At 65.0% G+C, this 12,105-nt stretch carries 11 protein-coding genes; 4 read left to right on the forward strand and 7 right to left on the reverse strand.

What is annotated here, in order from left to right; all coding sequences use genetic code 11:
- Positions 1 to 213 precede the first annotated feature (213 nt).
- The 4 genes from RAD16_RS24165 to pgm all read right to left on the reverse strand — a co-directional run bounded on the left by RAD16_RS24165 (position 214) and on the right by pgm (position 4,952).
- The gene (locus RAD16_RS24165; RefSeq protein WP_458160352.1) at positions 214 to 1,194 is read right to left on the reverse strand and encodes a PDR/VanB family oxidoreductase; all 981 of its coding nucleotides are present in this window, start codon (positions 1,192 to 1,194) and stop codon (positions 214 to 216) included.
- Between the two features lie 11 nt (positions 1,195 to 1,205).
- Positions 1,206 to 1,958: a GntR family transcriptional regulator gene (locus RAD16_RS24170; protein WP_458160353.1), complete on the reverse strand. Its 753-nt coding sequence runs from the start codon at positions 1,956 to 1,958 to the stop codon at positions 1,206 to 1,208.
- Between the two features lie 3 nt (positions 1,959 to 1,961).
- Positions 1,962 to 3,011 (reverse strand): aromatic ring-hydroxylating dioxygenase subunit alpha, encoded by a 1,050-nt coding sequence (locus RAD16_RS24175; protein WP_458160354.1) that lies wholly within the window; start codon positions 3,009 to 3,011, stop codon positions 1,962 to 1,964.
- 294 nt (positions 3,012 to 3,305) lie between these two features.
- Entirely contained in the window at positions 3,306 to 4,952 is a 1,647-nt protein-coding gene (gene pgm / locus RAD16_RS24180; RefSeq protein WP_458160355.1) for a phosphoglucomutase (alpha-D-glucose-1,6-bisphosphate-dependent), read from the reverse strand.
- A 376-nt stretch (positions 4,953 to 5,328) separates the two neighbouring features.
- Between pgm and RAD16_RS24185 the strand changes: the two genes are divergently transcribed.
- Positions 5,329 to 6,429, forward strand: a complete 1,101-nt coding sequence (locus RAD16_RS24185) for an alpha/beta hydrolase family protein (protein WP_458160553.1) — start codon at positions 5,329 to 5,331, stop codon at positions 6,427 to 6,429.
- A 34-nt stretch (positions 6,430 to 6,463) separates the two neighbouring features.
- On the opposite strand, the gene RAD16_RS24190 is transcribed toward RAD16_RS24185, so the two are convergent.
- A complete protein-coding gene (locus tag RAD16_RS24190; RefSeq protein ID WP_458160356.1) occupies positions 6,464 to 7,279 on the reverse strand; it encodes a winged helix-turn-helix domain-containing protein in 816 nt (271 codons plus the stop codon).
- Positions 7,280 to 7,555: 276 nt separating this feature from the next.
- Here RAD16_RS24190 and RAD16_RS24195 point away from each other — a divergent pair, with 276 nt between their 5' ends.
- Positions 7,556 to 8,713 carry an acyltransferase family protein gene (locus tag RAD16_RS24195; protein WP_458160357.1) on the forward strand — a complete coding sequence of 386 codons (1,158 nt, stop codon included), beginning with the start codon at positions 7,556 to 7,558 and terminating at the stop codon, positions 8,711 to 8,713.
- A 76-nt stretch (positions 8,714 to 8,789) separates the two neighbouring features.
- Here RAD16_RS24195 and RAD16_RS24200 read toward each other — a convergent pair whose 3' ends face one another.
- Positions 8,790 to 9,722, reverse strand: a complete 933-nt coding sequence (locus RAD16_RS24200) for a LysR family transcriptional regulator (protein ID WP_458160358.1) — start codon at positions 9,720 to 9,722, stop codon at positions 8,790 to 8,792.
- Between the two features lie 97 nt (positions 9,723 to 9,819).
- On the opposite strand from RAD16_RS24200, the gene RAD16_RS24205 reads away from it, so the two are divergent.
- Both RAD16_RS24205 and RAD16_RS24210 read left to right on the forward strand, forming a co-directional pair.
- Complete coding sequence (locus tag RAD16_RS24205) at positions 9,820 to 10,800, forward strand: Bug family tripartite tricarboxylate transporter substrate binding protein (protein ID WP_458160359.1); 981 nt, start codon at positions 9,820 to 9,822, stop codon at positions 10,798 to 10,800.
- Between the two features lie 40 nt (positions 10,801 to 10,840).
- Complete coding sequence (locus RAD16_RS24210; protein WP_458160360.1) at positions 10,841 to 11,170, forward strand: ABC transporter substrate binding protein; 330 nt, start codon at positions 10,841 to 10,843, stop codon at positions 11,168 to 11,170.
- Between the two features lie 40 nt (positions 11,171 to 11,210).
- On the opposite strand, the gene RAD16_RS24215 is transcribed toward RAD16_RS24210, so the two are convergent.
- On the reverse strand, positions 11,211 to 12,095 hold the full coding sequence (locus RAD16_RS24215) for an aldose 1-epimerase family protein (RefSeq protein WP_458160361.1): 885 nt from the start codon (positions 12,093 to 12,095) through the stop codon (positions 11,211 to 11,213).
- Positions 12,096 to 12,105: the final 10 nt, after the last annotated feature.

Genomic DNA, 12,105 nt, shown 5'->3' on the forward strand with positions numbered 1-12,105 from the left:
TTGTTGACCGACGTCTCAGGGTTCTGCTTCCACCCTTGCACGATCATCCCACTCACACTTCTTTCGGACGTCCGGGAGACAACCCTTCCTCATGCCTCCCCCCTTGACTTGGGACATAAGAGGATGAGGGCCTTCTTCGTGGCACAACTTTTAGACCCTCATGGTGAGGAGCGCCGAAGGCGCGTCTCGAACCATGCGGGCCCAGCCGCCGCGTCAGACCGCGTCCGCGCGCAGCAGCGTGTCCACCGTGATCGTCCCCCGCGCGCGCGACACGCAGGTGCAGATCTTTTCGTTGCTCTGCTTCTGATGGTCGCTGAAGAAGACGTCGCGATGGTCGATCTCGCCGTCGACCTTCACCACATCGATGGCGCAGAGGCCGCATTCGCCGCGCTTGCAATCATACATCACGTCGTGGCCGCTGGCATTGAGCACATCCAGCATCGAGCGCTCGCGCGGGATTTCGAGCTCGACATTGGAATCTTTCAGACGCACGCGAAAGCTCTCGGTCGGCAGCGTGCCGCTGGAGCCGAAGGTCTCGTAGCGCAGATCGGGCAGCGGATGACCGGCGCCGATCCAGGCATGGCGCGCGGCGTCCAGCATCCGCATCGGGCCGCAGAACAGCGCCAGTGCGCCTTGCGGCAGCGAGGCGAACAGCGCGTCGAGATCGAGCCGCTTGCCTTCGTCGCTGGCATGGACGACCAGGCGATCACCGAGCTGAGCTGCGAGATCGTCGAGATAGGCCGCCTCGCGGCGCGAGCGCACGGCGTAATGCAGCGTGACATCGGCGCCGCGCCGCGCCAGCGCCTGCGCCGCGCCCAGGATCGGGGTGATGCCGATGCCGCCGGCGATCAGGCAGTAATTTTGGCGTGCCCAGTCGACCGCGAGCAGCGAAGCGGGCTGGGTGATGTCGAGCCGCGCGCCCGGCTGCAAGGACCACATGTAGCGCGAGCCGCCGCGGGAATCCTCGGCGCGGCGTACCGCGATGCGCAAGCCGCGCGAGGTAGCCTCGCCGACCAGCGAATAGGACCGCGTCTCCGGCAGGCCGTCGATGGTCACGCTGACATTGATGTGGCTGCCGACCGGATAGGCCGCGCCGTCGAACTGGTCCGGCCGGATCAGGAATTCGCGGATGCCGGGGGCGAGATCGCGCATTGAGACGAGCGTCGCCGGAATCCAGGTTTCGATGAAGCGCATGGCGGCACCCCTCAGTCGGTTGCGGTCTTGATCAGCGCGAGCGCCGGCAAGAGATCGAGATGGGTCCGGTTGCGCAGCGCGAGCCTCAGGTTTCTCACCGCGAGCCGCGCGTGCTCGCGCATCACCGCCTCGGCGCGCGCGCCTTCGCGGTTCTCGATCGCGTCGATCGCGACGCGGTGGTGCTCCTGCCCGATGATAAGGATCTGCTGCGCTTCGGGCAGCGCCGACTGCGCCATCACGAAACCGCTTGGCGAGGCGAACGGCAAAGCCGAGGCGCGGTCGATCTGCCGGATCAGCGGTGGACTGCGCGACAATTCGGTGAGCAGTGCGTGGAAGCGTGCGTTCAGCGCGACATAGGAGGAGAAGGCCTCGATCGAGATCGGCACCTGGCGCAGCAGCTCGTCGATCGCGGCGAGGCATTCCTTCAGCGGCTCGAGCTCGCGCGCGGAGACGCCGCGCTCGGCGGCGAAGCGCGCGGCAAGGCCTTCCAGCGTGCCACGCAGCTCGATCGAGTCGGAAATATCGCGCTCCGAAAACGCCTTCACCATGAAGCCGCCGGAGGGGATCGCCTCCAGCAGGCCCTCCTCCTCCAGCCGCACCAGCGCCATGCGCACCGGCGTTCGCGAGGCGCCGGTTGTCTCCACCGCCTGCAGCTCGGAGATGCGCTCGCCCGGCCGCAAAGCGCCCGACAGGATCTGGTCGCGCAACGCGAGCTGCGCCTTCACGGTCTGCGAGATGGAGCGATCGACCTCACGCTCGGCCATGGATTACTCCGCGGCCTGGAGATGCGTCGGCGGGTTTTCCTTCGCCACCATTTTGTCGATCAGCTTGCGCGTCCACATCGCACCGGCGTCGATGTTGAGGTTGTAGAAGATGCGGTCCGGGTTCTCGTCCATCGCGCGCTGCTGCGCCTCGAGGATCAGCTCGTCCTCGCGGAAGATGCCGGAGACGCCTTCGCGGATCTCGGTGGTGATGCGCTGCTCGCCGATCTGATAGTTGCGGACGAAGGCCCAGAAATAATGGCAGGTCTTCTCGGTTTCGGGCGTGATGGTGTTGAGCACGAAACCGTTGACGCCCTGCGAGCGGTCGCCTTCCGGCGCGCCGGTGCCCGTCGGCGCCACGCCGACATCGATCGCGATCGTGCACGGCGCCTCGAAGCGGATGATCTGCCAGCGATCGACGAGGCCGGGCTTGCCGAGCTGCTTGGCCCAGAACGGCGGCGCCTCGATGCCGCGCATCCAGCGCGTCACCGTCACGGTCTTCTCGCCATGGGTGACGTCGAACGGCGCTTCGGCCACCGCGTCGTTGCCGATGGAGGAGCCGTGCACAAAAGTCTCGTGGGTGAGGTCCATGAGATTGTCGAGCACGAGGCGGTAGTCGCAATTGACGCGGATGGTCTTGCCGTCGCCCGCCCAGGCCGGATCGTGATTCCAGTGCATGTCGGGCACGAGCGCGGGATCGGCGAGCGCCGGGTCGCCCATCCAGAGCCAGATGTAGCGGTGACGCTCGACGACGGGATAGGCGCGCACGCAGGCGGACGGGTTGATGGTCTCCTGCGAGGGCATGAAGGTGCAGCGCCCTTGCGAATTGTACTTCAGGCCGTGATAGCCGCAGACGACGGTGTCGCCTTCGAGCCGGCCCTTCGACAGCGGCACCAGCCGGTGCCAGCAGGCGTCCTCCAGCGCGGCCACCGAGCCATCGGCCTTGCGGTACATCACGACATGCTTGCCGCAGATCGTCCGCGGCAACAGCGCGGGCTTCACCTCCGCGTCCCAGGCGGCGGCGTACCAGGCGTTCATGGGGAAGGGTTTTGTCACCGGCGATTCTCCCAAGGTTTATGTATGCGTTATGTATACAATAGCGGAGGGATATAATAGTTCAAGGGCAAAATTGGCGTATCTAAATACCTATCATCTACGTGATGTATACAGATCTAACCACGGGGGTCATTCCCCGCGAAAGCGGGGAATCCAGTACGCCGCGGCGGACATTGGGTTCACACAACTGGCGCCGCGGCGTACTGGATCACCCGCTTTCGCGGGTGATGACAGCGGAGGATGCGGCAGGCGCTCCCCTCGGAGCGGCAGCTTGAGAGCGCTCGGCGCGTCGCCTTACGCCCCGAACACCTTCGCGAGGCCGGCCTGGGCTTCCTGCTGAATCTTCTTCAGATGCTCGGTGCTGCGGAAGCTCTCCGCATAGATCTTGTAGACGTCCTCCGTGCCGGACGGCCGCGCGGCGAACCAGCCGAAATCGGTTTCGACCTTGATGCCGCCGAACGACTGGCCGTTGCCGGGCGCCTTGCTCAGCGTGGCGCGCACCGGATCGCCGGCGAGATCTTTCAGGCCGAGCTGCTCGGGCGTAACGGATTTCAAAATGGTCTTCTGCGGCCCGGTCGCGGCGACGTCGATGCGCGCGTAATGCGGCACGCCGAGCTCGGCGGTGAGATCATTGAAGAGCTGACTCGGATCGCGGCCGGTCTTGGCCATGATCTCGGCCGCGAGCAGGCCGAGGATGATGCCGTCCTTGTCGGTGGTCCACACCCCGCCGTCGCGGCGCAGGAACGAGGCCCCTGCACTCTCCTCGCCGCCGAAACCAAAGCTGCCGCCGACGAGGCCGTCGACGAACCATTTGAAGCCGACCGGCGTCTCCACCAGCTTGCGGCCGAGTTTTTTCGCGACGCGGTCGATGATCGAGCTCGACACCACGGTCTTGCCGATCGCGGCATCCTTGCCCCAATTCGGACGGTGCGCGAACAGATAGGAGATAGCGGTCGCGAGATAATGGTTCGGATTCATCAGGCCGCCGGTGCGCGTCACGATGCCGTGGCGGTCGGCGTCGGTGTCGTTGGCAAAGGCGACGTCGAAGCGGTCGCGCATCGCGATCAGGCTCGCCATCGCGTAGGGCGAAGAGCAGTCCATGCGGATCTTGCCGTCCCAGTCCACCGTCATGAAGCGGAAGGTCGGGTCGATCGCCTCGTTCACCACGGTAGCCTTCAGGCCGTAGCGCTCGATGATCGGATGCCAGTAATGCACGGCGGCGCCGCCGAGCGGGTCGATACCGATATTGATGCCGGCGGATTTGACGAGATCGAGATCGACGACATTGCCGAGATCGGCGACGTACGGCGTGATGAAGTCGTAAGCGTGCACGTTGGCCGCCTTGCGCGCCCTGGCGTAGTCGATGCGCTGCACGCCCTTGAGGCCGTCGGCGAGATAGGCGTTGGCGCGCTTCTCGACGACGCCGGTGACATCCGTATCGGCCGGGCCGCCATGCGGCGGATTGTATTTGTAGCCGCCGTCTTCGGGGGGATTGTGCGAGGGCGTGATGACGACACCATCAGCCAGACCCGATGTGCGGCCCTTGTTGTAGGTGAGGATCGCGTGCGAGATCACGGGCGTCGGCGTGTAGCCGCCGTCCTTGTCAATCATGATCTCGACGCCGTTGGCCGCGAACACCTCGACCGCGCTCACCAGCGCCGGCTCGGCCAGGGCGTGAGTGTCAATGCCGACGAAGAGCGGGCCGGTCAGCCCCTTTTCCTTTCGGTAGTCGCAGATCGCCTGCGTGGTCGCCAGGATATGGCCTTCGTTGAAGGTGTTTTTGAACGAGGTGCCGCGATGGCCCGAGGTGCCGAACGCGACCCGCTGCGCGGGGTCGGCGACGTCGGGCTTGCCCGCGAAATAGGCCGTCACCAGCCGTGGAACGTTGGTGAGCGCGTCCGGCGAGACCAGTTTGCCCGCCGCGGGATGAACATCAGCCACTGAAATACCTCGTCCTGTCGTAGAGATTGCGGAGCACCATAGCATCGGCCGCGCCCCCGCCAAACCACAACACACAACACACGTCACGGGTATGGCGTTCCTTGGGCAGGACGAAGGTGTGGATCCCGTCATCCTGAGGCGCGAGGTGCGCCGCGCGACGCGCGGTGGGCCGAGCCTCGAAGGATGCACGGCCGAGCTGCAGCCGGGCCGTCGCCCTTCGAGGGCCGCTGAAGAGCAGCCACCTCAGGGCAACGGGGATGGATGAGCGTTCACGACATCAGGTCAGGCGGTCGTGCTATGCTCGACGCTTTCGAGGCTTTTCGAATCGTCCATGGCTCTTTCGCGCAAGCTGCTTCTGCCGATCGCCTGCATCGCCATGGGCCTTGCCCTGACCGGTGCGCCGGCGCACGCTGCCGAATTCTACACCGAGGACCTGCGCATCCCGATGGCGGAAGCCGGGCCGCAAGGGCTTGAGGCGTTTCTGGTGCGGCCAGCGGGGACGAAGCGCTATCCGCTGGCGCTGCTCAGCCACGGCTCGCCGCGCAGCTTCGACGACCGTGCGACCATGTCGGCGCACAAATATTACGGCATCGCGCTGGAATACGCCCGGCGCGGCTTTGCGGCGCTGATCGTGATGCGGCGCGGCTACGGCACCTCGCCCGGCGGACGTATCGACAGCCTCGGCGGCTGCACCAACGCCGCCTATCTGCCGGCCGCCGCGGTTGCGGTCGCTGATTTGCGCGCCGCGATCGACGCGATGGGACGCAGGACGGACGTCACGACGTCAGGCATGATCGCCGCCGGCCATTCCGCCGGCGGGCTCGCCACCGTCGCGCTGACGGCGCAGCCCCCGACAGGTCTCGTCGCCGCGATCAATTTTGCCGGTGGCCGCGGCTCGCGGGACGACGACGACGTCTGCAACGAGGATGGCCTCGTCCAGGCCTTCGCCAGCTTCGGCAAGACCTCGCGCGTGCCGATGCTGTGGGTCTACGCGACCAACGATTCCTTCTTCGGTCCCGAACTCGCGCGCCGGCTCTATGACGGATTTCGCGGCAATGGCGGTAACGCGAAATTCGTCGCGGCGGCGCCCTACGGCGACGATGGCCATTATCTCTATTCCGTGGTCGGACGGCCGCAATGGACGCCGTATGTGGATGGCTTCCTGCGCGAGCGCGGGCTCGGCCATGACATCCTGAGCCCGCCCGATCCATTGCCACCGCCAAGCCAGCTCAACGAGGCTGCGCGGGCCGAGTTCGCCCGCTATCTCGCCAGCACCATGCCGCACAAGGCTTTTGCGGTGTCGCCGAACGGCGGCTACGGCTGGCGTTCGGGCCGCACCACCACTGACGATGCCCAGCGCGATTCGCTCGCGGCGTGCATGAAATGGTCACCGACCTGCACGCTCTACGCGGTCGACGACCGGCTCGCCGGGGCGAGCCGGCAAACCTCCACCGACCAGAGCTCCCGCGCGCGATAGGCGCGAGAGCGATCGGGTCTTTCAGCGGATGAGGTTAGAGGCGCTCGCTGAGTGCGAGCTTGTAGCCGACGCCGGTGACGGTCGCGATGACAGGCGTGCCGCTGCCGACGAGCTTGCGGCGCAGCCGCGCCACCAGCGCATCGACGGTGCGGATGTCGACCTCGGCCTGGCGGTTGCTGACGACCTCGATCAGATAGTCGCGGCTGAGCGGCCGGCCGTCGGCGCCGACCAGTGCGGCGAGCAGGTCGAACTCGGCGCGCGTCAGCGCCACCGGCTTGCCGTCGCCGCCGAGCAGCTCGCGCCGCGTCAGGTCGATGATCCAGTCGCCGAAGGCGATTGAATTGTGGTTGCGCGCCGCCTTGCGGTCGATCGAACGCCGCCGCAGCACGCTGCGCGCGCGCGCCAGCAGGTCGCGCAGATTGATCGGCTTGGTGACGTAATGGTCGCCGGCGATCTCGAGACCGAGGATACGATCGACGTCGGTGTCGCGGCGGGTCACGAAGATGATGCCCGCGTTGCTGGTCGCCTGGATTTCCTTGGCGAGCTCGAAACCGTCGCCGTCAGGCAACTGCACGTCGAGGAAGACGAGGTCGGTGCGCACGCGCAGCGCCTGGCGGCACTCCGCGCAGGAGCCCGCGCCGACCACGTCGAAATTGTTTTCGCTGAAGTAACCGACCAGCATGGTCCGCGTCACCGGATCGTCTTCGACGACGATCAGGCGCTCGCGACCTGCGGGCCGCGCTTCCTGACGTGCGGAATCAGCCACGATGTTGGATGTCCTGTGTGCCTGCGGCGCAGCCTGAAAATTCAAGTCGTCGCGCAAAGCGCCGTCCTGTGAACGAACATTCACGACTGGTTCGAGCCCCCGAGATTGCCTGATGGAATACTAGGCGTGTTGTGCAGCCCAAACAATATTGGTCACGGTATTGAAGTATTAAGTATGAATTGGCCCACAATTCTCATCGCGCGCATCATCATGCTCTTAGGCCACTTCACTACCGCCGATCCCGCACATTCGGTGCTGGACTCAACTGCTGGTTAACGTAAAGAAAGCGTTCGGCTTCGGAAAAGCCGGCCGCGCCTCTATGGTCCTCGCCTGCAGATGGAAAACCACGGAGCAGATGCGATGCAAGGGCAGGCCCGATTGGCTGCCGGTCGAACCGGGGACAGCGCGGCGGTTTTCGGCCGCTCGCACAGCCTCGACTTCCTGCGCGGTCTCGCCATCGTCGGCGTGATGGCGATCCACGTCTCGCAATCCTTTCCATCGAACATCCACGCCGTCGACTACGCCTTCATGTGCGGCTGGACTGGCGTCAACGTGTTCTACTTCGTCAGCGCGATGACGATGTGCCTGATGTGGACGCGGCGTACCGAAGCGAATGCGACGCGCAAATTCTACATCCGCCGCTTCTTGCGTATCGCGCCGCTGTTCTGGCTCGCGATCCCGCTCTACCTCGTCGTCAACGGCACGGGGCCGAGCTACAACGCGCCCAACGGCATCGGCCCGCTGCAGGTGATGCTGACCGCGACGTTCCTGCACGGCTTCTGGCCCGACAGCGTCAACAGCGTCGTGCCCGGCGACTGGTCGATCGCCGCGGAGATGACCTTCTATCTCGTCTTCCCATTCGTGATCGCTGCGTTCGGATCGCGCCGCCATCTCTACCTTGCGCTGGCGATAGTGCTGCATCTCGTCAATGTCTGCCTGTTCAAGCCGTTCGCCTTCGCGGCATTCTCGGCCTATTACGGACCGGGCCATGAGGCCTTCGTCTGGAACGCGCTGCATATCAGCTTCCTGAACCAGCTCCCGGTCTTCCTGGTGGGATGCGCGCTGTTCTTCTCGCTGCGCGACGGCTTTGCGAAATCGGACGCCGTGATCTTCGCCGTCTTCATCGCCCTGTCCTTCATCGCCGATCGCACGACAGCTTCGCACGAGTTCAACTATCTGATGATCAACCTCGTGCTCGGCGCGCTGGTTGCCGGCTGCATCAAGCTCGCGATCCGCTTCCAGCCGATCGAGGCGCTCGGCCGCAATTCCTATTCGATGTATCTGTCGCACTTCGCGGTGATCCACGGCCTGCGCCAGATCTGGCCGCTCGCGGACGGACTGGTGTCGCTGCTGATCGCCTACGTCGTCACGGCCGCACTGAGCTATCTGGTCGCGCGCGCGACCTGGCACCTGGTCGAGCGGCGCGCGCAGGATCTCGCGCATCGCCTGACGTCTTCCGGATCGATCCGCTCCACCATCCAGCCGACCATCGCCGCCCCCGCGACAGGCGTGCGCTGAGCGCCCTGCTCCCGCAGCCGGCCGGTCTCGGTCCTGCTAATGCTCTGAATTTACTTCCCCTTCCGGCGGCATTGCACTACGTCGTCTCCTCCGCGGGCGGACGAAATGTCTTCGCAGTCTTCCGAACAAGGCTCACGTAGTTGCGAACAACGGGGGAGGTATCCCCCCGCCGCAAGCCGAGCATCAGCACGGCCTTTGGCTGAACCGCACCTTTGAGCCTGCGGTACACGACACCATTCATTGTCATGTTCTGCAGGCACGCCGGCACAAGCGACACACCGAGCCCCACTGCCACCAGGCTGAGGGCCGAAGTGATACGCGGGGCTTCCTGACCAAGGCGCGGAGTAAATCCCGCCTTGAGGCAGGCTGCCATTGTCGTCTCGTAGAATGCGGGCCCGAGTTGACGCGCGTAGATAATGAATTGCTCGTCGGCCAAGTCTTTCAGGGAAAGCGACACGGAGCGGCGCCCGTCCCGCGCGAGGGGGTGGTCGCTCGGCAATGCCGCGACCATCGGCTCGTTAAGCAGCGGATAAACGAGGAAATCCTCCTGGTCATCCATCGCGCTGCGGAGAAAGGCGATGTCCAGCTGCTGATTCCGCAGGCCCTCGATTGCTTCTGTACGGAGACATTCGTCCAGTGTCACTGACACCTGCGGGTAAGCCGTCCGGAACGCTCGGATGACAATCGGTACGAAGGGATGGAAGAGTGTTGTGGGCAGCACGCCGATACAGAGGTGTCCTTGCTCACCGCGCGCCGCGCGGCGGGTCGCCTGGAATGCGCCATCGTAGTGCGCGAGCGTCGCACGAGCGCGATCGAGAAAGACGCGCCCGGCCTCGGTTAGCTCGACGCCGCGCGGTTTGCGGCGAAAGAGCTGCACATTGAGCTCGCCCTCGATAGCCTTGATCCGCTGGCTGAGCGGTGGCTGCTGCATGCCAAGCCGCTCGGCTGCCCGCGTGATATGTCCCTCTTCGGCGACGACGACGAAATGCCGAAGATGCCGCAGCTCCATTGCCATATCCATTTATATATGAGTTTTGTCCGATCCATATAATAGCTCAACTGCCGCGCAAGCGATAGACAGGCCGTGTCCGACCGAGGAGATGGTCATGACGCTGTTGCGCCGGCAATTTCTGCAACTGACGGCGGGCTCGATCGTCGCGCCCGCGTTGTCGTCCTTCGCGCTCGCACAGACCTACCCGGCGCGGCCGGTGCGCCTGCTGGTGCCATACGCGCCCGCCGGTCCAGCCGACATCCTCGCCCGCCTTGCCGCCCAGAAGCTGTCCGAGCAGCTCGGAAGCCAATTCTATGTTGAGAATGTCGGCGGCGCCGGCGGCAATATCGGAATGGGTCAAGGCGCGAGAGCCGTGGCCGATGGCTACACTGTTCTCGTCGTGCCGCCAAACATCGTTGTCAATCCGGCGATGTACGACAAGGTGCCATACGATCCCTATAAGGATTTTGAGCCGGTGACGGTGGCGGTGAGTGCGCCCACGGTGGTGACAATCCATCCTTCGCTGCCGGCCAGGAATCTGAGCGAGCTGGTCGCGCTTATCAAGGCGGGCGGCACGAAATACAGCTTTGCGTCACCCGGCACAGGCACGCCGCCACATCTCATCGGCGAGCTGTTTCGCCTGTCGGTGGGGCTCGACCTTGTGCATGTCCCATTCAACAGCGCTGGTCAGGCGATCGGCTCGACGTTGGCGGGTCACACTCCGATCGCGTTCACGTCGTTGCCGCCCGCAGTGCCGCATATCCAAGAAGGAAAACTGCGTGCGCTCGCCGTTACCAGCAAGACGCGATCGCCGGCGCTGCCGGAAGTGCCTGATACCGCCGAAGCCGGATATCCGGAGATCCAGGGCGAGGGTTGGTTCGCGTTTGTCGTTCCGGCCGGGACGCCCAAGGAGGTTGTCGCGCTGCTCAACCGCGAGATCACTCGCGCCATGGCTCTCCCCGACATCAAGGAGAAAATGGCAGCACTGGGGTTCACGGTGGTCGGTACCACTCCGGAGGACTCCGCGACGCTGTTTCGCACCGAAAGTGCGAAATGGTCCAAGGTCATCCGCGAGGCCGGCATCAAGTCAAACTGACACACTCGGCCGGAGGATATCGTGACGCGCGATCGTTTGCATGGTGTGGGCATCATGGCAGCCGGTGGGGCCTCACCGGTGGCGCCCCGCGCAGATTGCCGAGCGCGCTCTGTCGCAGAACCTGCCAGCCCTGCTTGCGCTGGAGCAGGCGGAGGCGGGTGGCCTTCTGGGCTACGGAACCTCGCTCGGGCAAGCCGCTCATCGCATGGCGCGGCAAGCCAGCCGGCTCCTTGACGGCGATGCTGCAACCGAACTGCCGATCGAGACCCTGCGCTGCCCGGACCTTGTCCTGAACATGCGTACCGCGTGCCGCCTGGGTCTGACGATACCGCCCGAACTTCTACGGCGCGCCGGCCGAGTGATTCAGTAGCTTGGAGGGTCCGTGCGCGGCCGATTTATGGGTTCACGGCCTAAGACGTTCCCACATCGACCCGGAACGACAAGCGCTCCTCTGCCCCAGGTGCGATGTGCATCAGGCCCGGCTTGTCGGTGAACTCGCCGTCGAAGTCCTTGGGGCTGGCATAGCCGCGCCAAGGCTCGATGCAGAGGAACGGCGCGCCTGTTGGTTTCGACCAGACGCCGAGCTCGCGGAAGTCACGCCATGACATTTTGAGCCAGGGTCCGGTGCCATCCGTGGAGGCGTAGCGAACCGCACGGCTGTTGACGGGATCGAGGATGACGGCGTCGCTGACGAACAAGGCTTCCGACAGCGGAAGCACAGTGCCGCGGACCGGGCTCGGATCCGTTTCCGCAAGCAGAAGCCCGCCCTCGACGCGGCGGACCGGAGACGGCTCCTCGTTCGTGAACGTCAGCGCGTAGCTCTCCTTCGCCACGCCGGCCTGAAGCGGCCAGTTGAAAGCGGGATGACCACCGAGCGACACCGGCAATATCTCGTCGCCGGTGTTGACGACCGTGAGCGAGAGATCGAGACCGGCGTCGTCGAGCACATAGGCTGCCGTCAGCCGGAACGCGAACGGATAGAGCGCGCGTGTCGCCTCGCTGTCCTCGAGCACGAGCGTACACCTGCTCTCACCACGCTCCACCCACGCAAAACGGCTGTCGCGCGCAAAGCCGTGCTGGGTCATCCGGTAGGTCTTGCCCTGGTGCCGCATTTCGTCATTGGCAAGACGTCCGACGATCGGAAACAGCAGCGGCGCATGGCGCTGCCAGGCCGGGCCGGCCTGCCAGACGAATTCGGTACCGTCCTTGTGCCTGAGCGAGCACATCTCGGCGCCGTGCGCCTTGATGGTCGCGGTGAGCCCGCCGCTGCGGATCGTGTGCGTGTCGTCGGTCATGACAACCTCC

Source organism: Bradyrhizobium sp. 18BD (genome assembly GCF_054185225.1).

Excerpts from the sequence above, each read along its gene's own strand:
- RAD16_RS24165 (WP_458160352.1), bottom strand. The coding sequence starts at position 1,194 with ATGCGCTTCATCGAAACCTGGATTCCGGCGACGCTCGTCTCAATGCGC.
- RAD16_RS24170 (WP_458160353.1), bottom strand. The coding sequence starts at position 1,958 with ATGGCCGAGCGTGAGGTCGATCGCTCCATCTCGCAGACCGTGAAGGCG.
- RAD16_RS24185 (WP_458160553.1), top strand. The coding sequence starts at position 5,329 with ATGGGCCTTGCCCTGACCGGTGCGCCGGCGCACGCTGCCGAATTCTAC.
- RAD16_RS24195 (WP_458160357.1), top strand. The coding sequence starts at position 7,556 with ATGCAAGGGCAGGCCCGATTGGCTGCCGGTCGAACCGGGGACAGCGCG.
- RAD16_RS24200 (WP_458160358.1), bottom strand. The coding sequence starts at position 9,722 with ATGGAGCTGCGGCATCTTCGGCATTTCGTCGTCGTCGCCGAAGAGGGA.
- RAD16_RS24205 (WP_458160359.1), top strand. The coding sequence starts at position 9,820 with ATGACGCTGTTGCGCCGGCAATTTCTGCAACTGACGGCGGGCTCGATC.
- RAD16_RS24210 (WP_458160360.1), top strand. The coding sequence starts at position 10,841 with ATGGTGTGGGCATCATGGCAGCCGGTGGGGCCTCACCGGTGGCGCCCC.
- RAD16_RS24215 (WP_458160361.1), bottom strand. The coding sequence starts at position 12,095 with ATGACCGACGACACGCACACGATCCGCAGCGGCGGGCTCACCGCGACC.